Origin of the sequence: Acidomonas methanolica (assembly GCF_004346035.1) — a bacterium.
Taxonomy (GTDB): domain Bacteria; phylum Pseudomonadota; class Alphaproteobacteria; order Acetobacterales; family Acetobacteraceae; genus Acidomonas; species Acidomonas methanolica.
On the sequence record NZ_SLZN01000011.1, the window covers coordinates 50,621 to 75,957 of the forward strand.

At 67.8% G+C, this 25,337-nt stretch carries 20 protein-coding genes; 7 read left to right on the plus strand and 13 right to left on the minus strand.

Features of this window, described 5'->3' with window-relative positions; genetic code table 11:
- Positions 1–16: 16 nt before the first annotated feature.
- The 5 genes from holA to EDC31_RS09870 form a co-directional block, all read right to left on the minus strand.
- Positions 17–1,030, minus strand: coding sequence for a DNA polymerase III subunit delta (gene holA, locus EDC31_RS09850; protein WP_042060461.1), 1,014 nt, complete (start codon positions 1,028–1,030; stop codon positions 17–19).
- Positions 1,031–1,036: 6 nt separating this feature from the next.
- A complete protein-coding gene (locus EDC31_RS09855) occupies positions 1,037–1,687 on the minus strand; it encodes a lipoprotein (RefSeq protein WP_042060462.1) in 651 nt (216 codons plus the stop codon).
- Between the two features lie 4 nt (positions 1,688–1,691).
- A complete protein-coding gene (gene leuS / locus EDC31_RS09860) occupies positions 1,692–4,307 on the minus strand; it encodes a leucine--tRNA ligase (RefSeq protein ID WP_042060480.1) in 2,616 nt (871 codons plus the stop codon).
- Between the two features lie 113 nt (positions 4,308–4,420).
- On the minus strand, positions 4,421–4,939 hold the full coding sequence (locus EDC31_RS09865) for a DUF3576 domain-containing protein (protein ID WP_132127023.1): 519 nt from the start codon (positions 4,937–4,939) through the stop codon (positions 4,421–4,423).
- A gap of 77 nt (positions 4,940–5,016) precedes the next feature.
- On the minus strand, positions 5,017–7,137 hold the full coding sequence (locus EDC31_RS09870; protein ID WP_132127020.1) for a hypothetical protein: 2,121 nt from the start codon (positions 7,135–7,137) through the stop codon (positions 5,017–5,019).
- Positions 7,138–8,251: 1,114 nt separating this feature from the next.
- On the opposite strand from EDC31_RS09870, the gene EDC31_RS09880 reads away from it, so the two are divergent.
- Entirely contained in the window at positions 8,252–8,794 is a 543-nt protein-coding gene (locus EDC31_RS09880) for a hypothetical protein (protein ID WP_052512061.1), read from the plus strand.
- A gap of 48 nt (positions 8,795–8,842) precedes the next feature.
- A complete protein-coding gene (locus EDC31_RS09885) occupies positions 8,843–9,640 on the plus strand; it encodes a hypothetical protein (RefSeq protein WP_239641719.1) in 798 nt (265 codons plus the stop codon).
- A gap of 63 nt (positions 9,641–9,703) precedes the next feature.
- Here EDC31_RS09885 and EDC31_RS09890 read toward each other — a convergent pair whose 3' ends face one another.
- The 3 genes from EDC31_RS09890 to EDC31_RS09900 all read right to left on the minus strand — a co-directional run bounded on the left by EDC31_RS09890 (position 9,704) and on the right by EDC31_RS09900 (position 12,532).
- Positions 9,704–9,922 (minus strand): heavy-metal-associated domain-containing protein, encoded by a 219-nt coding sequence (locus EDC31_RS09890; protein WP_042060485.1) that lies wholly within the window; start codon positions 9,920–9,922, stop codon positions 9,704–9,706.
- Between the two features lie 75 nt (positions 9,923–9,997).
- Complete coding sequence (locus EDC31_RS09895; protein ID WP_042060468.1) at positions 9,998–12,175, minus strand: heavy metal translocating P-type ATPase; 2,178 nt, start codon at positions 12,173–12,175, stop codon at positions 9,998–10,000.
- Between the two features lie 69 nt (positions 12,176–12,244).
- Positions 12,245–12,532: a hypothetical protein gene (locus EDC31_RS09900; RefSeq protein ID WP_042060470.1), complete on the minus strand. Its 288-nt coding sequence runs from the start codon at positions 12,530–12,532 to the stop codon at positions 12,245–12,247.
- A 147-nt stretch (positions 12,533–12,679) separates the two neighbouring features.
- Between EDC31_RS09900 and EDC31_RS09905 the strand changes: the two genes are divergently transcribed.
- From EDC31_RS09905 to EDC31_RS09915, 3 genes are read left to right on the plus strand one after another with little or no spacing between them, the layout of a single operon-like run.
- Positions 12,680–13,156 (plus strand): low molecular weight protein-tyrosine-phosphatase, encoded by a 477-nt coding sequence (locus EDC31_RS09905; RefSeq protein ID WP_042060471.1) that lies wholly within the window; start codon positions 12,680–12,682, stop codon positions 13,154–13,156.
- Positions 13,157–13,181: 25 nt separating this feature from the next.
- The gene (locus EDC31_RS09910) at positions 13,182–13,997 is read left to right on the plus strand and encodes a fructosamine kinase family protein (protein ID WP_042060473.1); all 816 of its coding nucleotides are present in this window, start codon (positions 13,182–13,184) and stop codon (positions 13,995–13,997) included.
- Positions 13,994–14,941, plus strand: coding sequence for a 2-hydroxyacid dehydrogenase (locus tag EDC31_RS09915; RefSeq protein ID WP_239641720.1), 948 nt, complete (start codon positions 13,994–13,996; stop codon positions 14,939–14,941). Before EDC31_RS09910 ends, EDC31_RS09915 begins: the two co-directional genes overlap by 4 nt.
- A gap of 33 nt (positions 14,942–14,974) precedes the next feature.
- Here the strand turns inward: EDC31_RS09915 and EDC31_RS09920 are convergent, their stop codons facing one another.
- A complete protein-coding gene (locus tag EDC31_RS09920) occupies positions 14,975–16,603 on the minus strand; it encodes a dihydroxyacetone kinase subunit DhaK (RefSeq protein ID WP_132127022.1) in 1,629 nt (542 codons plus the stop codon).
- A gap of 176 nt (positions 16,604–16,779) precedes the next feature.
- The gene (gene tal, locus EDC31_RS09925; RefSeq protein ID WP_042059612.1) at positions 16,780–17,931 is read right to left on the minus strand and encodes a transaldolase; all 1,152 of its coding nucleotides are present in this window, start codon (positions 17,929–17,931) and stop codon (positions 16,780–16,782) included.
- Positions 17,932–18,097: 166 nt separating this feature from the next.
- On the opposite strand from tal, the gene EDC31_RS09930 reads away from it, so the two are divergent.
- Together EDC31_RS09930 and uvrA are read left to right on the plus strand one after the other, a co-directional pair.
- The gene (locus EDC31_RS09930) at positions 18,098–19,717 is read left to right on the plus strand and encodes a DHA2 family efflux MFS transporter permease subunit (protein WP_204366668.1); all 1,620 of its coding nucleotides are present in this window, start codon (positions 18,098–18,100) and stop codon (positions 19,715–19,717) included.
- A 68-nt stretch (positions 19,718–19,785) separates the two neighbouring features.
- The gene (gene uvrA / locus EDC31_RS09935; RefSeq protein ID WP_042059614.1) at positions 19,786–22,698 is read left to right on the plus strand and encodes an excinuclease ABC subunit UvrA; all 2,913 of its coding nucleotides are present in this window, start codon (positions 19,786–19,788) and stop codon (positions 22,696–22,698) included.
- Here the strand turns inward: uvrA and EDC31_RS09940 are convergent.
- The 3 genes from EDC31_RS09940 to ygiD all read right to left on the minus strand — a co-directional run bounded on the left by EDC31_RS09940 (position 22,687) and on the right by ygiD (position 25,221).
- A complete protein-coding gene (locus EDC31_RS09940; protein WP_370648427.1) occupies positions 22,687–23,286 on the minus strand; it encodes a recombinase family protein in 600 nt (199 codons plus the stop codon). The two genes, uvrA and EDC31_RS09940, sit on opposite strands and share 12 nt — an antisense overlap.
- 628 nt (positions 23,287–23,914) lie before the next feature.
- Entirely contained in the window at positions 23,915–24,424 is a 510-nt protein-coding gene (locus EDC31_RS09945) for a flavin reductase (protein WP_042059615.1), read from the minus strand.
- Positions 24,421–25,221 (minus strand): 4,5-DOPA-extradiol-dioxygenase, encoded by an 801-nt coding sequence (gene ygiD, locus EDC31_RS09950; RefSeq protein WP_042059616.1) that lies wholly within the window; start codon positions 25,219–25,221, stop codon positions 24,421–24,423. The genes EDC31_RS09945 and ygiD overlap by 4 nt, the downstream gene beginning before the upstream one ends.
- Between the last annotated feature and the right edge of the window lie 116 nt (positions 25,222–25,337).

Here is a 25,337-nt window from a genome sequence, read left to right on the forward strand (position 1 = left end):
CGTTTGTCGCACGCCTTCAGCGGACGGGCAGCGCGCGCGGTCCGGCGCTCAGCATGGCGACATGGCGGCGGCACAGGACGAGATCCGGGCTGCCCGTCTGTTTGCAGGCCAGTTCGAGCGCCTGCGTCTCGGCCAGAGCGCGCCGCAGGGCGGGGCCGTTCCAGCGATCGAGCGCCACGTCGAACCGTTCGGCCCGCTTGAAGAAGACCGGCGGCCGCAGCGCCTTGACCGCCTCGGCGCGAGAGACGCCGCTCTCGACCGCAAGCACCACGCGCAGCAGCCGCGTCAGCGCGCTCAGGCAGCCGCGCGCCACGCCGACCGGCGCGATCCCGTCCGCCAGCGCGCGTTCGAGCGCCAGATCCGCCGCCGCGCGGTCTCCGGCCAGCGCGGCGCTGGTCGCGTCCTCCAGCGTCGCCCCGCCCGCATCGCCGATGCAATCCTGCACATCGTCCAGAGTCAGCGCCCCGCCCGGCCCGGCATAGAGCGCGAGCTTGGCGATCTCGCCACGCACCGCCGCGCGATCCGCGCCCAGATGGCCGGTCAGCCAGACCAGCGCGTCACGGTCGATCCGCACGTTTTCCGCCGCCAGCATGTCGCCGACGCTCGCGGCCAGCGCGCGGCCCTCCTCCGGATAGCAGCCGATCACCGCCGCGCGCTTCTCCGCTTCCAGGGCGGCGCGCAGCCTGGAGCGCGAGGCGAGGCCGGGCGCCTCGATCACCACCAGCGTGTCGGACTCGACCGCGAGCGCGCGCTGCACCCCCGGCAGGAGCGAGTCTCCCCCTTCGCGTACCCAGACCGCACGCCGCCCGCCGATCAGGGAGAGCGCGCCGGTCTCCTCCTCCAGCCGGTCATGCGCGTCGCGGTCGAGTGCGGCAACGCGGAAAGGATCGTCGAGGCTCTCCGCTACGACCGTGACCGCCCGGGCCGCGCGTTCGCGGATCAGCCCGGTATCCTCGCCATGCAACAGGATGACGCGCCACTTTCCCGCCTCGGCCAGCGCCTTCGCCGCTCCGCGCGCATCGATCTTCATGCCACGTTACGGTGCACTGAGACCGAGCGGAGACCCGTCCCGCCCCGTCGCCGCCGCCGGAACGCCGTCAGGTCCGGCCTTCTGCGTCGGCTGTCCGTTCGCCGTCGGCATGCCGTTGGGATCGAAATAGCTTGCCCGATCCTGCATGTTGGCCTGGGCAGGCTTCACGTGGGAACGGAACCAGACGGCGACCTGCTGGGCGATATCCGTCGCAAGGGTCTTGGCGACACGCCCTTGCGCCGTCTCGTGGTTCAGCGTCAGGGCGAAATATTGTTCGTACTGGGTGTTGATGCCGTCGAGCGTCGAGGCGTCGCCTTCCGCCAGCAGGACGGGGATGTCCGCGACGGTATAAAGCTGCCAGTGCGCCGAGCCCGTCTCGCGCATCCGTCCGGACGTATTGTCCGGGTGAATGTCGATCGACTGCGCCCCGAAACCGGGAGCGACCCTCAACGTGTACCCTTCCGGCGCCTGCTGGCTCGCCCCTCCCAACGTCTCCTGCAAGGCGAGGCGGAGTTCCTGCCCGGCGCGCCCGGGGATGTTGGCGACATAGACATCCTGCAACTGTTGCGCGGCATCCACGCCGCTCCCCTGCTGGCCATAGAGCGGCTGGAAGCCGCAACCTCCCAGAAGCAGCAGAAGGGGAAGCGCGCGACGCATCGTCTCAGCCCGCCACGACGAAATTGACGATTCGGTTGGGCACATGCACCCGCTTGACGATACGCTTGCCCTCCAGCATGCGCGCCACGTTCGGCTCGGCCTCCGCGAGCGCCAACACCTCCGCGGCGGGCGCGTCCGGCGCGACCTCGATCGTGCCGCGCAGCTTGCCCATCACCTGCACGCCCAGCGTGATCCGCGTCACCGTCAGCAGTTCGGGCTCGGCCTCCGGCCAAGGCCGTTCGACCACCATCGGGCCGCCCGGCTCCAGCAGCGCCATCATCTCCTCGGCCAGATGCGGCTGCATCGGCGCGCAGAGCAGGCAGAGCGCCGTCGCCGCCTCGCGTCGCGCCGCCGCGACGCCGGGAGCGTCGGATTTCTCCGCCTCCACCAGCGCCGAGGTCAGTTCGTGGATGCGCGCGACGGCGACGTTCGGCGTGAAACTTTCCAGCGCCTCGGTGACGGCGGCGATGGTCCGATGCGTGGCGCGGCGCAGTTCCTCGCCGCCCGGCCCGTGCGCGGATGCGGCCCCGTCCCGCGCCGCGACGCCCGCAACCAGACGGAACAGCCTCTGGCCGAAGCGCGCGGCGGCGGCGACGCCCGCCTCCGTCCATTCCATGTCCCGCTCGGGCGGGCTGTCGGACAGCACGAACCAGCGCGCCGTATCCGCACCGAAACGCTCGACGATGGCCGTGGGCGACACCGTGTTACGCTTGGACTTGGACATTTTTTCCGAGCGGCCGACCGTGACCGGCTGACCGTTGTCGCGCCGCACCATGCCGTCGCCGCGCTTCTCGACATCCTCCGGCGCCAGCCAGCCGCCAGCGTCGCGATAACTTTCATGGGTGATCATGCCCTGGGTGAAGAGCCCGGCGAAGGGCTCGTCCACGTTGAGATGCCCCGTCTCATGCATCGCGCGGGTGAAGAAACGGGCATAAAGCAGATGCAGGATCGCATGCTCGATGCCACCGATATACTGATCCACCGGCAGCCACGCATCCGCCGCCGCCACATCGGTCGGCGTCCCGGCATGCGGCGCGGTGAAGCGCGCGAAATACCAGGAACTGTCGACGAACGTGTCGCAGGTGTCGGTCTCGCGCGTCGCGGGGCGACCGCATTTCGGGCACGCGACATGCTTCCATGTCGGGTGGTGGTCGAGCGGATTGCCCGGCCGGTCGAAGGTCACGTCTTCCGGCAGCACCACCGGAAGCTGGTCGTCCGGCACGGGCACCGCGCCGCAGGTCTCGCAGTGGATGACCGGGATCGGGCAACCCCAGTAGCGCTGGCGGGAAATGCCCCAGTCGCGCAGACGCCAGTTCACCACACCATGCCCGACGCCCATGGCCTCCAGACGCTCGATGGCGCGGCGCTTGCCTTCAGTCGTGCTCAGCCCGTCGAGGAAGCCGGAATGGATCAGCGTGCCCTCGCCCGTCACCGCCGTCGCGCCGATGGTGAAGCTCTCCGCATCCTCGCCGGGCGGCAGGATGACCGGCACCACCGGCAGGCCGTATATGCGCGCGAAATCGAGATCGCGCTGGTCGCCGCACGGGCAGCCGAACACCGCGCCGGTGCCGTATTCCATCAGCACGAAATTCGCGATCCAGACGGGCACGGTCTGATCGGGCCGGAACGGATTGGCGACGCGCAGCCCGGTGTCGTAGCCGCGCTTCTCCGCCATCTCGATCGCCTCTTCCGACGTGCCGAGACGCTGGCATTCCTCGATGAACGCCCGCGCGCCCGCGTCGCGCCGCCCGACTTTCGCGGCCAGCGGATGATCGGCCGCGATCGCCACGAAGCTCATGCCGAACAGTGTGTCCGGCCGCGTGGTGAACACCTCCACCGCATCGAGATCGCCATCGAACCCGTCCGGCGGCGCTTCGAGCGGGAAACGCAGCCGCGCGCCCTCTGACCGTCCGATCCAGCGTTCCTGCATCACGCGAACGCGCGCGGGCCAGCGATCGAGCGTTTCGAGCCCTTCGAGCAGCGGCCCAGCGAAATCCGTGATCTTCAGGAACCACTGCGACAGGCGCTTCTTCTCGATCAGCGCTCCGGACCGCCAGCCGCGCCCGTCCACGACCTGCTCGTTGGCCAGAACGGTCTGGTCCACCGGGTCCCAGTTGACCGCCGATTCCTTGCGCTCGACCAGCCCCGCGCGCCACATGTCGAGGAACAGCTTCTGCTGCCTGCCGTAATAGTCCGGCAGGCAGGTCGCGATCTCGCGGTCCCAGTCCAGCGAAAAGCCAAGACGCTGCAACGTACCGCGCATGGCGGCGATATTGTCCATCGTCCAGGCCCCGGGATGCACGCCGCGCTCCCGGGCGGCGTTCTCTGCGGGCAGGCCGAAAGCGTCCCAGCCCATCGGATGCAGCACCGAGAAGCCTTTCGCCCGCTTGTAGCGCGCCACCACGTCGCCCAGGGCGTAATTGCGCACATGGCCCATGTGAAGCTGGCCGGAGGGGTAGGGAAACATCTCCAGCACGTAGTATTTCGGCCTGTCCGCGGGCGGATGGTCCGCCGCCGCGAAAGAGCGCGCCCGCGCCCATGCCTGCTGCCAGCGCGGCTCGGCCTCCGCGAAATCGAAGCTCAATCTGGAATCGACGGCAGCCGTCTCGTTCTCGTTCATGTCATCCATCATGCGCCGCGCCCGCCACGCGGCCCAACCTTCTGCAGAAAAACGCCCCGCCCGCGACGGCGAGGCTTGTCGGATTCACCGTGGCTCCGGCGTGTGTCCCGGCCTCAGTCGCGATCGCCGTTATCGGCGCGAAGCTGCCGCGCGCGGCTCAGAATCCGCGCCGTGATGTCGGAGACCGTATTCGTCGCGACCGGCGTATCCACCCATTCGCCATCCTGCTTCACCTGCCGGAACACGGAGATCCGAAGCGCGTCCGAGCGCAGGCGGCGGTCAAGCACATACGCCACGATCTTGAAGCGCTCCCCGTTCGTCGCGGGCGGCTGATACCAGTCGGTGAGGATCACGCCGCCGACCGCATCCGCCGAGGCGAGCGGCATGAAGGAAAGCGTGTCGATCGCCCCGCGCCAGAGATAGGCGTTCACCCCGCCCTGCAACTGGTCGTCCCCGCCCGTCGCGCCGCGATCGAATTCGGCCAGATGGTTGCGCGGCGCGGCCAGCCCGCCTGGATTCCGGGCGGTGCCGCATCCCGCAAGCGCCAGGAGCGCGGCGAAGGCCGCCCCTCCGCGCATGGCAGGACGGGCTGCGCTGCCCAAAGACGTAGAGAAGACGGTCGAACGAAGCATGAGCGACATGATGACCCTTCAAGGGCGGCCGGGGCCGGATGACGGAAAGGGCGACTGGCACGAAGCCGCCTTGCGCATCAGCCTACATATCCCGACGCACCGGCCCCGCCAAGCGGCCCCGTCGCCACGATGCCGGCCCCGACGAGACCTGCCTCCGCCTTGTCCGGCAGCCCCGCCTTGCGCAACGAGGCCGAAAGCCAGGCCAGATCGGCGTCAGGGAGAAAACCATGCGTGGCCAGAATCCGCTCGACGCCCAGTTCCGGACTGGTCCGGCGCAGTTGCATGCGCGCCTCGGTCGTGGAAGGCGAGTCGATGGCCGCCTCCATCGCCAGACGATAGACCAGCGCAAGGGTGTTGCGGGGGTAGAGCCCGACGACCAGCGTGATCAGCCGGCGCGCCTCCTCCGCCTGCCCGACGAGGAAGAGCAGCAGGGCGGCCGTCGCATCCGACAGAACCGCGACAGGTATCTCGTGGCGCATCGCGATGTAGAGGGCGAGCACCTCGACCGCTTCGTCCTTCCGTCCCTCGCGCAAGGCCATGATCGCGTCCATCACGGCGCCCAAAGGGACGTTCGGCTCCTGACCGGCGACGACACGCTGCCGGTGGATATCGATGAAGATTGCGGCCTTTTCCGTCTGGCCGGGCGTCAGCAGGGATTGCATCGCCATCAGCAGCAACGCCCAGCCGTTTTCCGGCGAGACGAGCTGATAGCGCTGGATCGCGGATAACAGCCGCTCCATCCCCGCCGTCTCGTCGTCCTGAAGGAAGATGGTGACCCGGCCCAGCTCGAACAGTGCGGATACGAAACAAAAGAGCGGCGACTCCGCATCCAGCCGCGCCGCACGACTCAGGAGCATCTCGATTTCGTCGATCAGGCGGTTGTCGCAGCGCAGAGTCAGCATCAGGGCGCGCAGCACGAGGCCGCCCGCATTCAGTTCCCGCGCAGGGCGGCTGGCGCTGCGGCGGCCCTCATGCTGCAACACCGCCCAGCAGAGCGCCTCGACCAGCGGGCGGACGCGCCGCCGCATCTCGTCCTGCGCTTCGATGACCGTCGGTTCGGGCAGATCGATGCTCGCAGCCCAGACGATCGTCGGCACCTCGCGCGAGACGTCCAGCAGACGCGTGACGAAACGCGCGCCCGACACGCCGATGCGCAGCATGCCGCGAAGGACGAATTGCGCGCCCGCCTTCCGGGCGAAGCCCAGCTCCTCCTGCATGGCGCCCGGATGCTCCGGCGGCGGAATGACCCTCAGGAACTGGTGCGTGACGAGCATCTCGTCGAGACCGTCCAGAATCGCCTCGACGGCGGGCGCGAAAGCGGGGTCCGGCGATTCGATCGGCAGCGCCATGAGCGTTGCGACGGTGGGAAGCGTCGGGGTCAGCAAAATCTCCCCGAGAGTCGCGCTCGGCGTGTCGAGCGGCGGCGTCTCCAGATGCTCCCCGGCATTCGGCCGCCTCGCGCGCAGGGCGTCGATCACGCGCAGCGTCGCCGGGCCGGGCGGCTGGCCCGTCCGGCTCTGGAAGAAGCGCAGGGCCTCCTCGGCATGAAGCAGCGCCTTGGTCTCGTCGCCCTGCGCGAGCGTCGCCTCGATGCGGCCGCGCCAGCCGGGCTCGCTGCATGCGTCGAGCGTCAGCAGGCGCTCGGCGGCCTGCAGGCGGACGGCCGGGTCGGAATGCTCCTGAACCGCGGCGATCAGAACCTTTTCCACATGCTTGACGATCCGCGCCGCATGCTCCTCGCGCCAGAGGTCGAATGCGGGGTCGATATTGCCGAGATCGTGCAGCAGCGGCTTGAGAGGGAACTCCAGTTCGTCAAGAGCGGCCAGCCCCCCGGCGTAAAGGCGTTCCACATCGACCGAGGTCAAGGCGGGTTTCAGCGTCAGGGCATGGCGCTGGACGTCGATGATATCCACGCCGAACGGCCCGAGAGCGCTGAGCAGGCGATGAATTTCCTGCCGCAGAGACGCCCGGGCCAGATCGTCGGGGCGGCGGCTCCAGAGCAGCGCGGCCAGTTGCGCGCGGGAGACGGGCCGGCGATCGGCGAGCGCCAGGATCGCCAGCAGCCCCCGCGTCTTGCCCCCGACGGGAAGGAGACTCTCCCCCACGAGGGATCGGGCTTCCATATTGCCGAGGAGACGGACTCTCAACAGCGTCGTGTCGGATGGAGGCACGCCGCGCCGCGCTGAATCAAACATCAATCTCTTGCGCCCTCCAGTCTGATGACGTCCGGCGGCTTTCTCTGTCGCGCCCCCAGCGGGGTGGCCGGGGGACGCTCCTATACGTTAGCGATACAAAAAAGCAATAATCCCCATACGCCCCGTAGCGTTGTCTGCTCCGCCATGTCGCTCGTGTCTTCACGTCATCTGTCCAGATCGTCCGCCCTTCCCACCATCGACTGTAGCACCGCATCTGCCCCGAGCGGTTGGAGCAGCGTGCGTTCTCAATAATCCGCCGGGTATATTACATCAGAGTCGCCGATCCGTCCTCCCCAATTAGTGCGTCGGGCATACCTCAATTCGACTGTCCGCGCCGTCGGGAATGGTTCGACCCAGTAACCTTGGCCCAGTGGCCCGTGCCCAATGGCCCGTGGCGGGGAGCCGGAGGGCGGGTGAAATCCGGACATCGGACCGGAGCGCGCCCGATCCGTCGCAGCCCTTGCCCCTCCCAGCCCGGTAAGCTAAGCAGAGGCCGTGTGTCCGCGTAGCTCAGCAGGATAGAGCACAGGATTCCTAAGGCTTGAATTGGGCGTCACGGCGGGAAACCCCATGGCGGAACCACTCAAATTCGGGGAACGCTCCGGTTCCGGCCTCCAACGCCGGGGACCATGCCAATCCCGAGCCAAGCCCGCTCTCCCGGCCAGCCGGGCGACGCGGGAAGGTGTAGAGACTGTACGGGTGGCGCCTGTCGGCCTTGCGGCCCATGGCGAAGAGACAGTCCAGACCACGAACGTCCCCGTCCTTTCGGGTCGGGCACGGCGGCGAAAGTCGAAGTGGTATGAATCCTGGGGCCGTGGGTTCGAATCCCGCCGCGGACACCATGACCTTCCCTGACGGGAAGAGCCGCCAAGCGCGGACTGCATATCTGCCATGAAAAAAAGAGCAGCCGTTTTGCTGTTCCCCGCCCGCAGCACAATGCCGATCGCGAGTCGAATCGCTTCGGAACTGTTTCATACCCCCATCGCCGAAGATCCGATGTCGGAACGATCCACCTCTTGATCCGGCGCATGTTCTGGTCTAGGTTTATGGCTCAATGCCACATTTCGAAGCCGCCTCTCTCACTCAGAGGGCGGCTTTTTTTATGGGAGCGCTTCCGATGAGCGATCTTCATTCTCCTCCGTTGTCCCGGCGCAGCCTGTTCGCCGCCGCCGGCGCTCTGGCGCTCGGCGGATGCAGCGTGACGTCTGGCGGCGGACTCATCACGGTCACGCTGGAGGTGCGGGTCTTCGCCGCAGACGCCACCATGGCCCTCGATGTCGTCCGGACGATTCTCGGCTTCTCCGCCCTTCCCGCGGCGCTCGTGACCGCAACCAGCCGGGGTATCGCCCTGATTCAGCAGGGTCTGGCGGATTTCACCGCTTATGCGGGAGACGAGGCGAGCCTGAGCTTCGCCACCTCGAACGTGCCCGCGGCGATCACCAGCGTCATCACCGATATCCGCGCCGTTGCATCCGACATCGCCGCCACCCTCGACAACACCGCCCTCGCCGCGACGCTCGCCGCACAGATCCGCCTCGTTGCCTCGGATGTGGCGCAGGTCGCGACGATCCTCGGCGACCTCGTCTCCGCCGCGATGGGAGCACCCGGAGACGCGCAAAGCCGGATCGCGGCCATCAAGGCGCGGCACGGCCTCATCTGACGTCTTCGATCGCGATATTTTCGGCCCCTCTTTCCAGAAAGACGACATGTGACGATTCTGACCGCACTCCCCCGCCTCGGCACGCGTCCGGCCGTGCTGCGCCCGCGCCAGCCACGTCTCGATCATCTGCCCATGATGACGCGCGCAGCACCTGCCGTGTTGCGGCGCGACGGGATCGATCCCGCGCCGATCATGGCTGACAACGACAGGATCGGCGACTGCACCGCCGCCGGTCTCGCCAATGCCGTTCGGGCCGTTTCCGCCCTGAACGGCTTTCAGACCCCCGTGACGACGCGGGAGGTCGTCGCCTTCTACAGCGCGTCCACCGGCTATACGCCCGCCGACCCGGCCAGCGATCGCGGCGGCATCGAAACGGACGTGCTGGCCCATGCCGCGCTGCATGGCTACGCGCTGGAGGCGCAGACGCTCTATCCGCTCTGGGGCACGATCGAACCGGGCCATTTCAACAGCCTGCGTCTGGCGGTCTCGGCGCTGGGCGTCGTCTATCTCGGCGTGGAACTCGCCATCGCCGACCAGGCGGGACTCGGCGGCATCTGGGACACCGAAACGCCTGACTCCCTCGGCGATCGCACGCCCGGCTCCTGGGGCGGACACTGCCTGTTGCTCTGGGCGTATGACGGGACCGGCGACGAGGACACCGTGACGCTTCTCACCTGGGGCACGACGCAGCGCGCCACCTGGCGCTGGCTCCGCTCGCGCATGACGGAGGCGCACGGGCTGCTCTGGCCCCAACTCGCCTCGCCCGCCCCGTCCTTTCTCAGCGTCACGGACATCGCGCTGATTCGCTCGGCCAACACGGCCTTCCTGAACGGCACGCTGGTCTGAGCCCGATCCCGTTCGAACGGGATCAGTCGAACGGGTGGTGCGCTCCAGCCGATGCGGGCTTCGTCATTTGTCCGCGACGACGTCGAACCCGGCTTCCTCGACGGTCTGGCGAAAGGCGGCGGGCTTCACGCGCGTGGGATCATACTGCACGCTGACCTTGCCGCCTTCCAGCACCACATCGGCCGTTTCCACGCCGGGGACCGCCTCCAGCGCGGCTTTCAGGTTCTTCACGCACCCGCCGCAGGTCATGCCTTCGACCGTGAGATGTGCCGTATCCGTCATCATCATGTCTCCTTGTTATCGACAGCGTCATACGTCCCACCGGGCATCTCCGCCAGTTCTTCCCTGAAGATGCCTTCAGACCCCGCGTGGCCGCCAGCGGTTGAGCAGCAGGGAATTGCTCACGACGCAGACCGAACTCATGGCCATCGCCGCCCCGGCTATGACCGGAGTCAACAGGCCGGACGCGGCGAGCGGGATGCCCAGCACGTTATAGACGAAGGCGAAGAAAAGATTCTGCCGGATCTTCGCAAGCGTGGCGCGGGAGAGATCGATGGCGTCAGGCACGCGCCTCAGTTCGCTGCTCACCAGCACCACCCCGGCCGTCTCCATCGCGACCGCCGTCCCCGCGCCGATGGCGAAACCCACATCCGCCGCCGCCAGCGCCGGCGCGTCGTTCACCCCATCGCCCACCATGCCGACCACAGCCCCCTCCCGACGCAGCGCGGCCACGGCGTCGGCCTTGTCCGCAGGCAGGACGCCGGCCCGGTACTCGTCAAGCCCGAGTGCGCGCGCCACTTCCGCCGCAGCGCGCTCATTGTCGCCCGTCAGCATCGTCACGCGCAGCCCGATCGCCTTCAGCGCCCGCACCGCCTCCGCCGCATCCCCCCGCAACTGATCGCCCAGCGCGATCAGGCCCAGCGGCGCGCCGTCCAAGGCGACGCCGATCACGGTCCCGCCCTGTCTTTCCATCTCCGCGACGATCTGCGCGTCCAGCACAACGCCGCCCTGCGCGAGAAAGCGCGGCGAGCCGAGCAGGGCCGGTGCGCCGTCGAGTTCCGCCGCGATACCCTGCCCCGGCACCGCGCGGAACGACGTCACCGGCGACGCAACCACGCCGTCCTTCTCCGCCCGCGCCATGACGGCCCGCGCCAGGGGATGCTCCGATCCGGCTTCCAGCGCCGCCGCCACGGTCAGGAGCCGCTTCTCCGCCACACCCGGCGCGGGAACGAGCTTGCGCACCTCCGGCCGTCCCTCGGTCAGCGTGCCCGTCTTGTCGAGCGCCAGGACGGTAAGTTTCTGCGCCTGCTCCAGCGCCGCCGCGTCGCGGAACAGAATCCCGTTCGCAGCCCCCCACCCCGTCCCGACCATGATAGCCGTCGGTGTCGCCAACCCCAGCGCGCAGGGACAGGCGATCACCAGCACCGCCAGAGCCGGGTCCAGCGCCCGGAGCGCCGATCCGGCCACGATCCAGCCGACCGCGAAGGTCAGCACCGCCAGACCGACGACCACCGGCACGAACACCCCCGCGACCTTGTCCGCCAGACGCTGGACATGCGGCTTCGATCCCTGCGCCTGCTCGACCATCCGCACGATCGCCGCCAGCGCCGTCTGCGCGCCGACGCCCGTCGCCCGCGCGCGCAGGAGCCCGGTCGTGTTCAGGGTCCCGGCGAAAATCGTCGCCCCCGCCTCCCGCAGGACAGGAACGCTCTCGCCGGTCAGCATGGATTCGTCGATCTCGGACCGCCCGTCGATCACCGCCCCGTCCACCGGCACGCTCTCGCCGGGACGCAGGACGAACACGTCGCCGACCCTCACCGCGCTCACCGGAACGTCGCTGACCACTCCCTCCCGATCGAGATGGGCCACGGCGGGACGCAGTTGCATCAGCCGCGCGATCCCTTCGCCTGCGCGCCGTCGCGCCCGCGCCTCCATCAGCTTGCCGAGCGACACCAGCGTGATGATCGCGGCGCTCGTCTCGAAATAGAGCGGACGATGCAGCCCGAACAGCACCACGACGGCGCTGTACCCCCAGGCGATGCTGGTTCCCAGCACGACCAACACGTCCATATTCGCCAGCCCGCCCCGAATGGAGGCCCACGCGCCGCGATAGAAATGGCCGCCGCAGAGAAACTGCACGAGCGTCGCCAGCACGAGCTGGACGAGCGGCGGCACGACCGGCAGCCCCGCCGCCATGGCGACCATGTCATAGAAAAAAGGCAGCGTGAGCGCACAGGCCAGCAGGAAACGACGGCGCTCCAGCCGCCATGTGTCCTGATGGGCGTCCCGCGCCTCGCCCACCGGCTCCGCGCCGAATCCGGCCTTGCCGATCGCCGCGATGATCTCCTGTTCCGAGGCCCGATCCGGCGCATAGCGCACATGCGCCCGCTCGCTGGCGAAATTCACCGCCGCCTCGATCCCGGGCTTGCGGTTCAGCACTTTCTCGATCCGCGCCGCACAGGCCACGCAACTCATGCCTGAAATGGCGAGATCGAGCGTGGCTTGACCGGCAGGGGCGGCATCGAGACGGGACATTGGCAGCTTTCCTTTGGTCGCGCTCCGCCAGATAAGGTCCCGGATCAGGATATTTTCAAGAAACCGGCGTCAGAAGGACACAGGAACCGTGGCCGAAACCGGCGCGAAGAGCGCATGCAGCAGCACCATCAGCAGCAGAAGGCCGATCAGCACGCCGAAAATCCGCCCGAACCAGCGGAAAGCCAGCACGATCAGCCCCAGCAGCAGCAGCGCGAGCAACGCCGTCGCCACCTGCCCGCGAATCCCGATATCGAAGAGCAGCACCCGCGCGCCGTGCTCGATCACCGCGATCACCGCGACGATGATGCCGAACAGCATGAAAAGAATGCCGGACAGGAAAGTGAAGATATGATCCATGTCCGCAACCTTATCGCATCGTTGCGCCCTCTGCCAGCGGAGCCCCGCCGACCCGACACGTCGTGATGCGTTCTCTCGCCGCCAAGGATTGCCTTCCACCTCCGGACGGGGACAGATGTACGCCCGATTCGCACACAGGAGACCGACGTGTCGCCCTCCCGCCCCAGCTTCCTCTTCGTCTGCACCGGCAATATCTGTCGTTCGCCCCTGGCCGAGGCCGCCATGCGGGCCGAGGCGGAGCGGCGCGGCCTGAGGCTGGACATCGATTCGGCGGGAACCGGAAGCTGGCATGCCGGAGAAGCCCCCGATCCTCGCGCCCGCGCCACGGCGCGCCGCTACGGGCTGGATATCGACGCCTTGAGCGCCCGGCAGATCGAGGCGGCGGATTTCGAGCGCTTCACCCATATCCTCGCGCTGGATGCGAGCCATCTGCACGCCTTGCGCCGCCTCGCCCCGGCGGAGGCGCGCGCGAAGATCACGCTGCTGCTCGACCATCTTCCCGGCCGCGAAGGAAGCGACGTGGACGATCCGTATTTCGGCCCCGCCAGCGGCTTCGAGATCACATGGCGCGACGTGTCCGAGGCCTGCCGTCACCTCGCCGCACGCACGCTCGACGGTCCGTGAGGCGGGCCCCGGGAGGCCGCGCCCCGTGACGCCGCGTGACGCCGCCGCCCTTCTGCGCGCCACGATCACCGCCGCCACGCCGCTGGGTGGCGGTGATCTCTCCGAAGTCATGGCGATCACTTTCCAGCGATCCGGCGAGCCGCCACGGGAGGCCGTCGTCAAGACTGGTCCCTTCCCGCCCCGCGAGGCGCGCATGCTCGACCGACTGCGCGCGGCGGGCGCGCCGGCTCCCCCCGTTCTGGCCGTGGATGACGCGCTGCTCGTCATGGAACGCCTGCCCGCGAACGGCTCCCTTTCCCGCGCATGGGCCTCGCTCGGCCACATCCTGCGCGCGTTGCACGCGGCGCCCGTGCCGGAGACGCTTTACGGCTGGGACGAGGAATACGCGTTCGGCACGCTCGCCATCGCCAACGCGCGCGGCGCGGACTGGGCGGAATTCTGGCGGGACCGCCGGATTCTCTGCCATGCGCCCTTTCTGCCGACCGATCTCGCCCGCCGCCTCGACCGTCTCGCGGCGACGCTGCCCGCCCGGCTCCCCGCCGCGCCGCGCCCGAGTCTGCTGCATGGCGATCTCTGGAGCGGGAATGTACTCGTCGCGCAGGAGCGGATCAGCGGACTGATCGACCCGGCCTGTTGCATCGGCCATCACGAGGCGGATTTCGCCATACTGACGCTCTTCTCCCGCCCGCCGCCGGCGTTCTGGACGGCCTACGGCCCGCTGGAGCCCGGCTGGCGGGAACGCGTCGCGCTGTACCGCCTCTGGCCGGCGCTCGTCCATCTCCGCCTTTTCGGCGCGTCCTATCGGCCGCTGGTGGAAGACTGTCTGGAGAATCTGATATGACGGAGCCCATGACCGAACGCCCGCAGATCCTTCAGATCGACCCGCTGACGCGCCCGGTGCAGGAACGGCTCGACGCCGCCTTCACCGTCCATCGCTTCCAGTCCCTCGATGCGCTCGCGCCCGTCGCCGCCGCCATTCGCGGTGTCGCGACCAGCCCGTTGAGCGGCCTGTCCTCCGACATCATCGACACCTTGCCGCATCTTGAATTCGTCGCCGTCAACGGCGTGGGGATGGACAAGATCGACCTCGCCGCCTGCAAGCGGCGCGGCATCCATGTCACCGCCGCGACAGGCGTGCTGAGCGATGACGTGGCGGATATGGCGATCGGCCTCATGATCGACGTGCTGCGCGGCATCTCCGCCGGAGACCGCTTCGTCCGCGCCGGGAAATGGGGGCGTGAGCCGGTGCCGAACGCCCGCACCCTGACGGGCAAGACAGTCGGCGTCGTCGGGCTGGGCCGCATAGGCCGCGCCGTTGCCGAACGCTGCGCCGCGCTGAAAATGAAGAGCGCCTATTTCAGCCGATCCCGCAGCGCCGACGCGGCCTATCCCTATTACGCGTCGGCCCGTGCCCTGGCGGAGGCGAGCGACGTGCTGGTGCTCGCCGTTCCGGGCGGCCCGGAAACGACGAAGATGATCGACGCGGAGGTGCTGAACGCCCTCGGCCCGAATGGCTATCTGGTCAATATCGCGCGCGGGAGCGTGGTGGATGAGGAGGCGCTCGTCGCCGCCCTTCGGGAGAAACGCATCGCCGGAGCCGCGCTGGACGTGTTCGCCGACGAGCCGCATGTGCCCGAGGCTCTGCTGACGATGGAGAACGTCGTCCTGCAAGCGCATCGCGGCTCCGCGACGCGCGAGGTGCGCAAGGCCATGGGCGATCTGGTGGTGGACAATCTTCTGGCGCATTTCGCGGGCCGGAAGCCGCTGACCCCGCCGGTCGTCTAACGGGCGGGTGCGTAATGGGCGGCGAGGGCGGCCTCACGCCTCCGCCATGCCCTCCAGCAGCCGCGCGATCGCTTCCGCGCCGGGGTCCGGAATATCGCGAAGCTGCGCCTCCGGCACATAGGCGGCGCGACCGGCCCGCGCCGGCATGGCCCGGGTGGCGTCCGCGCCCTTGCGCGCCGCCTGAGCCGCGCGGGAGAGCAGCGCCGCCGCGTCGCCCTCCGCCTGCACCGCGTCGATCGCCGGGATCAGCGCGTCCAGCATGGTCCGGTCGCCCGGCTTCGCGCCGCCATAATCCTGCATCCGCGCGACGCCCGCGGCCAGCCCCGCCCGCCAGTCGGCCTTCTGTCCCGCCGCCGCGAAAAGAATGGAGAGCAGCACGCCGCTCGACCCACCCGCATGGCGGGACAACAGACGCCCGAACGTCGCGAAAAGCGCCTGCGGTTCGGCCAGAGGCAATTTGTCCAGATGCTCCAGCACCATCCGTGCGGACTCGGCGAAGGTGGACCCCGCGTCGCCATCGCCGATTTTCGCATCCAGCGCGTTGAGGGCCTGCTCCTGGCCGATCAGCACGTCCGCGCCCTTGCGGATCAGCCGCTCCAGCAGGGGGTTGGCGGAGGGCTTTGACGGGAACGTCCCGGGCAGTTCGGGAACAGGCGCGGTGACGATGGCGCCGAAGGACGCGATTCCCGGCCAGGCCGACGGCTCGACGGGCGAGGCCAGCGCGTCGAGAAACGCCTTCCGCGCCGGGATCGCCGTGAGCGAGAAACCCGACATATCGAGCGCGGTCATGACCGGAGCCGGACCGATGACCGCCTGCATGCGCCGGGCCAGCCGCGTGCGGGCCAGCGCCGCCATGAGAATCTGTCCCTCGATCACCGGCACGGCGCCCAGCATGTTGAGCAGCACCACCTGCGGGCCGTCTTCCAGCGTCGCGTCCAGCCTGTCGGCGGCGAGCGCCGTCAGCGCGTCCACATCGGTCACGTCGATCCTTTCGGCCCCCGGCTCGCCATGAATGCCCAGGCCGAGTTCCGCCTCGCCGTCGCCGAGGCGCGTTTCATGCGCAGGGTCGAACACGTTCACGTCGGTCAGCGCCAGACCGATGGACCGCACGGAGGCCGCCGCCGCCCGCGCCGCCGCCGCGACCTCCTCGAGCGAGCCGCCCCGCTCGGCCACATGGCCCGCAATCTTGTGAACCAGCACCGTTCCGGCCACGCCGCGCGCATGGGCGCCGACACCCAGCGCCACGTCATCGGCGACGATCACCGTCTCGACCTTGCGGCCCAGCGCGCGCGCCTGTTCGGCGGCAAGGCCGAAATTCAGCCGGTCGCCGGTGTAATTCTTGACGATCAGCAGGCACCCCGCCTCGCCCGTCGCGGCGAGAATGGCGGCGAGGACGGCGTCCACGCCGGGGGAGGCGAAGAGTTGCCCGCACACCGCCGCCGTCAGCATCCCGCGTCCGACGAACCCGGCATGAGCAGGCTCATGCCCCGATCCGCCGCCTGAAACGAGAGCGACCTTCGAGCCGTCGCGCTCCCGGCGCAGCACGACGGTGATCCCGTCCTGCGGCTCCAGCATCGCGAGAGACGCCCCGGCGGAGGAGTGCAGCAGCCCCGCAACGGCATCGGCCACGACCGTCTCGCGGCGGTTGAAAAATCGCTTCATCAGACTTCCCTCCGGACGGCCCGACAGATGCCGCTCCGTTCACCATGACACAAGCATAGACACGGGGACCGCGACGTCCAATTCAAGCCGACGAGAGGCGCGTGCGAACCACCACGCGCCTCCCCGCCTGTCTCTCCGGAAACCGGACTGCCGCGCCCGTCAGACGGATCGGACGATCACGCCCGGCTTTCGGCGATCTTGCGCTCCAGCGTGTTGTGGAGCCGGACGAACGCCGCCTCGAACCCGTCCAGACCCTCGCGCAGAAGCTGATCCGTCACTGTCTTGAGGTCGATCCCGAAGGCATGCAACTGGCGCAGGATCTCGCGCGACGCGCCATAATCGCGCGCCATCTCGCGCGTGACCTCGCCATGGTCGCGAAAGGCGTCATAGGTTTCCAGCGGCATCGTGTTCACCGTCTCCGGCGCCACGAGTTCCTCCACATACCGCACGTCGCGATAGGTCGGGTCCTTGCTGCCGGTGCTGGCCCAGAGCAGACGCTGGGGCTGCGCGCCCTCTTCCGCCAGCCGCTGCCAGCGCGCGCTGTTCGTCACCTGCTCCCAGTGCTCGTAGGCGAGCTTCGCGTTCGCGACGGCGACCTTGCCGCGAAGCGCCTTCAGCGCGGCGACATCACCTTCACCCGCCGCGATCTTGCGGTCGATGAGGCTGTCGGCGAGCACGTCGACACGGCTGATGTAGAAGGAGGAGACGCTGGCGATGTCCTTCACGTCCAGCCCGGCCTCGACCCGGCGCTCCAGCCCGCGGATATAGGCTTCGAGCACGGCCTGATAGGCCGCCTGTTCGAAGAGCAGCGTCACGTTGACGTTGATGCCTTCGAACGTCGCTTCCTCGATCGCCTTCGCCCCCGGGGCATTGCCCGGGATCTTGATCATGACGTTCGGCAGGTCCACCGCGCGCCACAGCCTGCGGGAGTCCTTGATCGTCGCCTCCGCGTCATTGGCGATATAGGGCGACACCTCGATGCTGACATGGCCGTCGAAATGATTCGTCCCGTCATAGACCGGCCGCAGCACGTCCGCCGCCGCGCGGATGTCCGTCACCGCCAGCTCTTCGTACAGCTCTTCCGGCGTGACGGGCTTCCTGGATACGATCGACCGGATCTGCGCGTCATAGGCGTTGCCGTACCCCATCGTCTTTTCGAAAATGGCCGGATTGGAAGTCATCCCCTGGAGACCGTCCTGTTCCACCATCTTCCGGAGGCTGCCGCTTTCCGTATGGGTGCGGTTGATGTAGTCGAGCCAGGGGGACTGCCCCCGCGCGAGCAGTGCCTCGAAGCGTCCAGCATCCGTCTGCGAATAGCGTTGCGCCATTTTTCGTTTTCTCCTCATGAAACCTGCCGTTCGATAGAGTCCGCCGACAATCGCTCCGCGGCCTCTCGCAGCAGCCGGACCTCCGACCCTCTCATTAGCGGGGAGTGCGCCGGTTTTTGGACTCACGTTGCGTCGAATAGAGATAGACTAAGCGTGAGGTGCCAGCGTGAGGTCCCTGGCGGGACGCTCTCACGGCCGGTCCGCGGCCACTCGTTTTCCCGCCTTCCGCGACCGTAACCGTCTGGCGCAACTCCCCCTGGCGCAACTCCGCTGGCGCGCGGCCGCCGCCCTCTTCTATGTTGATGCCATGACCTCACCCGCCGACCCGCCCGCCGTCCTGAATCGAGACATCCTGCGCATCGCCTCCGTGGTGGTGCTCGGTAGCATCATGTCGATCCTCGACACGACCATCGTGAACGTCGCCATCCGCACGCTATCGAGGGATTTCAACGCCAGTCTGGAAACGACCCAGTGGGTCGCGACCGGCTACATGCTCGCGCTGGCCGCCATCATTCCCCTGACGGGATGGGCGGTGGACCGCTTCGGCACCCGGCGGCTCTACATGCTCTCGATCCTGCTCTTTCTCGTGGGATCGACGCTCTCCGGCGCGGCCTGGTCCATCGGCAGCCTGATTCTCTTCCGCATCCTGCAAGGGCTGGGCGGCGGCATGATCATGCCCGCGGGCATGATCATCCTCACCCATGCCGCGGGCCCCGGCGGCACCGGGCGCATCATGAGCCTGATCGGCGTGCCGATGCTGCTCGGCCCGATCGCCGGACCGATTCTCGGCGGCTGGTTCGTCGACGATTTCTCCTGGCGCTGGATTTTCTTCGTGAACCTGCCGATCGGCGCGCTCGCGCTGGTCGCCGCGCACCGCTACCTCGCCCGCGAAACGCCCAGGCCGCATCACCGGCTGGACTGGATCGGCCTTCTTCTTCTCTCGCCAGGTCTGGCGCTCCTCGTCTTCGGCCTGGCGGAAATCGCGGCCGCCGCGGGCCTGGGCAATGTGGGCGGCGATATCTGCCTTCTCGCCGGAGCGGCGCTCATTGCCGCATTCACCTTCCATTCCGCCCTCACGCCCGGCGCCCTGATCGATGTCCGTCTCTTCGCCCGGACCGCACCGGCCGCCGGCGTCATGACCTCCTTCTTCTTCGCGACGGGATTCTTCGGCATCGCGTTGCTGATGCCGCTCTATTTTCAGATCCTGCGCGGGGAACCCGCCCTGGGCGCGGGCCTGCACCTCGCGCCGCAGGGCCTGGGAGCGATGTGCGCCATGCCGCTCGCCGGATGGCTGACGGACCGGATCGGCCCGCGCCGGGTCGTGCTCGGCGGTCTCGCCTTCGTGATCGCGGGGCTGCTGGCGCTGTGTTTCATCGCCGCCGACACGCCGCTGATCCGGGTGGAAGCGGCGCTGTTCTTCAACGGACTCGGCATGGGCTGCGTCATGATGCCCAGCATGAGCGCGGTGCTGGGACATATGGAGCACCATCAGATCGCTCGCGCGACCAGCGCACTGAACGTCATCCAGCGCGTGGGCGGCTCGATCGGCACCGCGCTGCTGACGGTGATCCTCGCGCAGGGAATCGCCCGCTACACCGGCGACGCCCATGCGCTGCACCACGCCGTGCCGGCGGCGCTGCGCCCGGCCATGAGCAACGCCTTCGCCCATACGTTCCGCTATGCGCTGGGCATCATTCTCCTCGCCCTCCTTGCCGCCCTGGGCCTGCCCGACACGCGTCCGGCAACCGAGGCGGCAAAAGATGACGCCGTCGCGGAAGTCTTGTAGACAAAACCAGAACATTGCGGGCATGCTGTCCGCGCCTGCCGACATCCATCTTCATCCCCCGGAAGCTGATGACCGATTTTTCCCAAGCCGCCATCCGCGTCCGCGGCGCGCGCGTCCATAATCTGAAGAACATCGACGCCGACATTCCGCGCGACGCGCTGACGGTCATCACCGGGTTGTCGGGCTCCGGCAAGTCCTCGCTCGCCTTCGACACGATCTACGCCGAGGGACAGAGGCGCTATGTCGAGAGTCTCTCCGCCTATGCCCGGCAGTTCCTCGAACTGATGGGCAAGCCGGATGTGGATTCGATCGAGGGACTCTCGCCCGCCATCTCCATCGAGCAGAAAACCACCTCAAAGAACCCCCGCTCGACCGTCGGCACCATCACCGAGATCCATGACTACATGCGCCTGCTCTGGGCGCGCGCGGGCGTGCCGTATTCGCCCGCCACCGGCCTGCCGATCGAGGCGCAGACCGTCAGCCAGATGGTCGATCGCGTCATGACCCTGCCGGAAGGCATGCGTCTGATGCTGCTCTCGCCCGTCATCCGCGACCGCAAGGGCGAATATCGCAAGGAACTCGCCGAACTCCAACGCAAGGGCTTCGCGCGCGTCAAGATCGACGGCCAGCTCCACGACATCGCCGAGGCGCCGCATCTGAACCGCAAGCTGCGCCATACGGTCGAGGTGGTCATCGACCGCATCGTGGTCAAACCCGGCATCGAAACACGTCTCGCCGACAGTTTCGAAAGCGCGATCGCCCTCTCCGACGGCCTGGCCTATGCCGAGGAAGTGAAACGCGAGGGCGAGGAGGGCGAGCCGCAACGAATCGTCTTTTCCGCCAAATTCGCCTGCCCCGTCTCCGGCTTCACGCTGGAGGAGATCGAGCCGCGCCTGTTCTCCTTCAACGCGCCGATGGGCGCCTGCCCGGTCTGCGACGGCATCGGGACGGAGACGCATTTCGACGAGCATCTCGTCATCCCCAACGAGAAGCTTTCCCTCGCGGAAGGCGCGGTCGCCCCGTGGGACGACGCCAAGAGCCCATGGTACACCCAGACCCTGCGGTCCATCGCGGCGCATTTCGGCGAATCCATGGACACGCCCTGGCATCGGCTGAAAGTCCAGACGCGCGAAACCATCCTGAACGGCGCCCCGGCGCCAATCGAATTCACCTACAAGGATGACCGCCGGGCGTACAGCATCACCAAGCCGTTCGAGGGCGTCATCACCAATCTTCGCCGCCGCATGGCGGAGACGGACAGCGTGTGGGTGCGCGAGGAACTGGCGCGCTACCAGTCCGATCACCCCTGCCATGCCTGCAACGGCGCACGCCTGAAGCCGGAGGCGCTGAGCGTCAGGGTCGGCGGGATGAACATCGCGGAGGCGTCCGACCTCACCATCCGCCGCGCGCTGGGCTGGTTCTCCGGCGTCGAAGCGACGCTGACGCCCCAGCGCGCGGAGATCGCGCGCCGCATCCTGCGCGAGATCACCGACCGGCTGCACTTCCTCAACGATGTGGGGCTCGATTACCTCACCCTCTCGCGCGGCTCCGCGACGCTGTCCGGCGGCGAGAGCCAGCGCATCCGCCTTGCCTCGCAGATCGGGTCGGGGCTGACAGGCGTGCTCTACGTGCTGGACGAACCCTCGATCGGCCTGCATCAGCGCGACAACGAGCGGCTGCTGGGAACGCTCGACCGGCTCAAGCGGCTGGGCAACACCGTCATCGTCGTCGAGCATGACGAGGACGCGATCCGCGCCGCCGACTGGCTGATCGACATGGGGCCGGGCGCGGGCATGCATGGCGGGCAGGTCATCGCCGTCGGCACGCCGGACGAGGTCGCGCGGAACACCGCAAGCATCACGGGCGACTACCTCTCCGGCCGCCGCGCCATCGCGGTGCCGGAGACGCGCCGACCGGTCGATCCGAAGCGGATGCTGAAGCTCGTCGGCGCGACCGGCAACAATCTGCGCGACGTGACGGCCAGCTTCCCGCTGGGCTGCTTCATCGCCGTCACCGGCGTCTCGGGCGGCGGCAAATCGACGCTGGTCATCGACACGCTCTACAAAGCGCTCTCCCGCCAGCTCATGGGGTCGGGCCAGACGCCGCTCCCCTACCGCGCCATCGAGGGACTCGCCCATCTCGACAAGATCATCGAGATCGACCAGTCCCCGATCGGGCGCACGCCGCGCTCCAATCCCGCGACCTATACCGATCTCTTCGCGCCGATCCGCGACTGGTTCGCCGAACTGCCGGAAGCGAAGGCGCGCGGCTACAAGCCGGGCCGCTTCTCCTTCAACGTCAAGGGCGGCCGTTGCGAAGCGTGTCAGGGCGACGGCGTGCTCAAGATCGAGATGCATTTCCTGCCGGACGTGTTCGTCACCTGCTCGACCTGCAAGGGCCAGCGCTACAACCGCGAGACGCTGGAGGTGAAATTCCGGGGCAAATCCATCGCCGACGTGCTGGCCATGACGGTGGACGAGGCGCTGCCCTTCTTCCAGGCGGTTCCACGCATCCGGGACCGTCTCGCCGTCCTCCAGCAGGTGGGGCTCGGTTACGTCGCGCTGGGCCAGCAGGCCACCACGCTCTCGGGCGGCGAGGCGCAGCGCGTCAAACTGTCCAAGGAGCTCGCCCGTCGCGCCACCGGCCGCACGCTCTATATTCTCGACGAGCCGACCACCGGGCTGCACATGGAGGACGTCCGCAAGCTGCTCGACGTGCTGCACGCGCTGGTGGATCAAGGCAATACGGTGCTGGTCATCGAGCATAATCTCGACGTCATCAAGACCGCCGACTGGCTGATCGACATCGGCCCCGAAGGCGGCGAAGGCGGCGGCCGCATCGTCATCGAAGGCCGACCCGAGGACATCGTCGCCTGCCCCGAAAGCTATACGGGAAGATTTCTCAGCCCGATGCTGCCGGCCCGGCGAAAAAAGGCCCGCGCCGCCGCCGCGCGTCCGGCCAAGGGAACATCATCCCCCTGACATCCCGAGCGGACGCACGGCCCGCACCGCGTCGGGACGCCGGCGCGACCTGTTGCTGTCGCCGCCATTGCATACCCGCGAGACGACGCTCCTGCTCACATGGAACTCCGTCGCCAGCATCTCGACGCTCGCGCCGGCAAGACGCCGGCGCTTCATGTCGTCGCGCTCCTTGCCGGAGAGAAGCGGCGGACGCCCCATGCGCTTGCCCAACGCGATCGAACGCTGCCGCCCTTCGGCCGTTCTGATGCGGATCAGGTCGCGCTCGACATCGGCGACACCCCCCAGCACGGCCAGCATCAGCCGCCCGGCGCTCGACGACGTATCCGCCCACGGCTCGGACAGGGAGAAGAATTGCGCCTTCCGTGCATCTATCCTCTGAACGATTGCAAACAGGTCGAACGTACTGCGCGCCAGCCGGTCAATTCTCGTGACGATGACCACGTCACCTTCCTCCAACTGAGCAATCAGGCTGTCGAGTTGCGCCCGCGCCGCCACGGCGCCGCTGATTTTCTCCCTGAAAACGACATGACATCCGCTGGCATGGAGTTGCTCTATCTGGGAGTCCAGTGTCTGCCCGACCGTACTCACCCGGGCATAGCCAATTTTTCTTCCCATATCCTGCATGTCTACAAGCGCAAAACGTCTTCAAAACCGTTAATTTTTAGTTATTGAAGACGTGCGGGACGAAAAAAGCAAGGGACGATCGACACGTATATCAATTTCATGAACTCCGACCGGTTCATGCCCCGTGCACGCCCGCCTGACGGCACAGTGGAGAGACATTCCGCAGCTTCGGCTTCAGCCGCTTTCCGGACCATCGGGATCATGCCAAGGCGCCGAGGACAGACCCCGGGCTTATGGCCGGATTTCGGGGATGGCGGCGGTCTCGAAAGCCGTCGCGGCGCATGGCGGGTCGTTCCCGTTCAGGGCGCATGCCTCTCCCATCTGGCCGGTCGCCGTATGACCGGCTTCGATCCGCCTCCGGGCGAGCGGAGGGTCCGTCCGGAGGACATTCGTCTCAGAACCGCTGCCATCGAAGACCTATCCCGTCCCGTTCTTGTCGTCTCCCGCGACAGGGCCGCGCCGGACGGCAAGCATTCCACGCTCCAACTCCGTTTTCAAGCAGGCTCCGGCCGATCGGGGGAGGGGCGGCGGAGACGGAAGGACGCCGCGCCGGAGAGGGGCGCGCGGGATCGGCCCTCTGTCAATGGGGACTTCACTCCACGGCCCTTGTTCTGGGCAGCGCATGAAAGCGCCGATCGAACCATGTCAGTGCATCGCTTTCCTCCGCACCCTGTCGAATGGCCCTGACGTGGCACAGAAGCACATCATGGGTGCCGGAAATATGGACCGCTTCCACGGTGCAGTCGAGGGACGCGACGGCCCGGTCGAGCAGGGGCGCGCCCGTGACGGCCCGGTGCCATGCGCCGTGGGCGAAGCGTTCCTCGGACCGCAGGCGTGAGTTGGCGAAGGCGGTGGCCAGCGCCTGATCTCCTTCCCCGAGAATGTTGAAGCCCAGCACGCGATTGCCCACGAACGCAGGATAGGAGCGGTTGGCGCGATTCAGGCAGACCAGCAGCGTCGGCGGCGTGTCGCTGACGCTGCACACGGCGGAGACGGTCAGCCCGTGCCGTCCTTCCGGGCCGTCCGTCGTGACCACGACGACAGGCGCGCCCAACTGGCTCATGGCGGCGCGGAAGGCCTGGGACGAGACGGGTTCGGTCATGATTTCGGCCACCAGCCGATGCTCGTCATGCTGAGCGAGCCGTGTTCGATGTGACGCGGCTCGAAGACGACCGGATCGTCCTTGTCCGCCGCGCCGAGCGCGTAGAGCAAGGGCCAGTAATGATCAGGAGAGGGCACGGCGAGCTTGGCGGGTTCTCCCAAGGCCTCATACTCGATGACGGCCTGGACATCGGCCGCCGCGATGGCCTGGACGATGTGATCGTCGAACGCCCTGGCCCAGGAATATGGTTCGCAATCCTGCGCGCCCCAGTTCATGCGCGGCAGATTATGGACGATGTTCCCCGTGCCGATGACAAGCACGTCCGCGTCGCGCAAGGGTTTGAGCTTGCGCGCCAGTTCATAATGATCGAAGGGAGAACGACGGATATCGAGGCTGAGCTGCACGACGGGAATGTCGGCATCGGGCCATGCCTTGCACAGGACCGACCATGTGCCGTGATCGAGCCCCCACTGGCTTTCATCGAGCACGACCGGCTCGGGCGCGAGAAGAGCCGCCACCTCGCGGGCAAGCGCCGGGCTGCCGGGCGCGGGATACTGGATGTCGAACAGGGGCCGCGGCAGGGACGAACCGAAATCATGGATGGTCCTCGGGCGCGCCATGGCGGTGACGCCGACGCCGCGTGTGAGCCAGTGGCCGGAAACGGCGACGATAGCGCGGGGGCGTCTGTAGTCCTGCTCGACGCGCAGGGCCATGCGTCGCCAGAGTCGGGTGGTCGCATTGTCCTGCAAGGCGATGACCGGGCTCCCGTGGCCGAAAAATATGACAGGCATGCGCATGGATCGTTACCTCCCCGTTTCAGATTCGCCGATGACGGCGTTTGAAATATAATGGCCGTGGCGCTGCCGACGCGCCAAGTGGCTCTTATGGCGTCGTCGGGGAAGTTTCTGTTGCA

Bases quoted from the DNA above. Each gene is read 5' to 3' on its own strand.
- holA (WP_042060461.1), bottom strand. From the start codon at position 1,030: ATGAAGATCGATGCGCGCGGAGCGGCGAAGGCGCTGGCCGAGGCGGGA.
- EDC31_RS09855 (WP_042060462.1), bottom strand. From the start codon at position 1,687: ATGCGTCGCGCGCTTCCCCTTCTGCTGCTTCTGGGAGGTTGCGGCTTC.
- leuS (WP_042060480.1), bottom strand. From the start codon at position 4,307: ATGAACGAGAACGAGACGGCTGCCGTCGATTCCAGATTGAGCTTCGAT.
- EDC31_RS09865 (WP_132127023.1), bottom strand. From the start codon at position 4,939: ATGCTTCGTTCGACCGTCTTCTCTACGTCTTTGGGCAGCGCAGCCCGT.
- EDC31_RS09880 (WP_052512061.1), top strand. From the start codon at position 8,252: ATGAGCGATCTTCATTCTCCTCCGTTGTCCCGGCGCAGCCTGTTCGCC.
- EDC31_RS09890 (WP_042060485.1), bottom strand. From the start codon at position 9,922: ATGACGGATACGGCACATCTCACGGTCGAAGGCATGACCTGCGGCGGG.
- EDC31_RS09895 (WP_042060468.1), bottom strand. From the start codon at position 12,175: ATGTCCCGTCTCGATGCCGCCCCTGCCGGTCAAGCCACGCTCGATCTC.
- EDC31_RS09900 (WP_042060470.1), bottom strand. From the start codon at position 12,532: ATGGATCATATCTTCACTTTCCTGTCCGGCATTCTTTTCATGCTGTTC.
- EDC31_RS09915 (WP_239641720.1), top strand. From the start codon at position 13,994: ATGACGGAGCCCATGACCGAACGCCCGCAGATCCTTCAGATCGACCCG.
- EDC31_RS09920 (WP_132127022.1), bottom strand. From the start codon at position 16,603: ATGAAGCGATTTTTCAACCGCCGCGAGACGGTCGTGGCCGATGCCGTT.
- tal (WP_042059612.1), bottom strand. From the start codon at position 17,931: ATGGCGCAACGCTATTCGCAGACGGATGCTGGACGCTTCGAGGCACTG.
- uvrA (WP_042059614.1), top strand. From the start codon at position 19,786: ATGACCGATTTTTCCCAAGCCGCCATCCGCGTCCGCGGCGCGCGCGTC.
- EDC31_RS09945 (WP_042059615.1), bottom strand. From the start codon at position 24,424: ATGACCGAACCCGTCTCGTCCCAGGCCTTCCGCGCCGCCATGAGCCAG.
- ygiD (WP_042059616.1), bottom strand. From the start codon at position 25,221: ATGCGCATGCCTGTCATATTTTTCGGCCACGGGAGCCCGGTCATCGCC.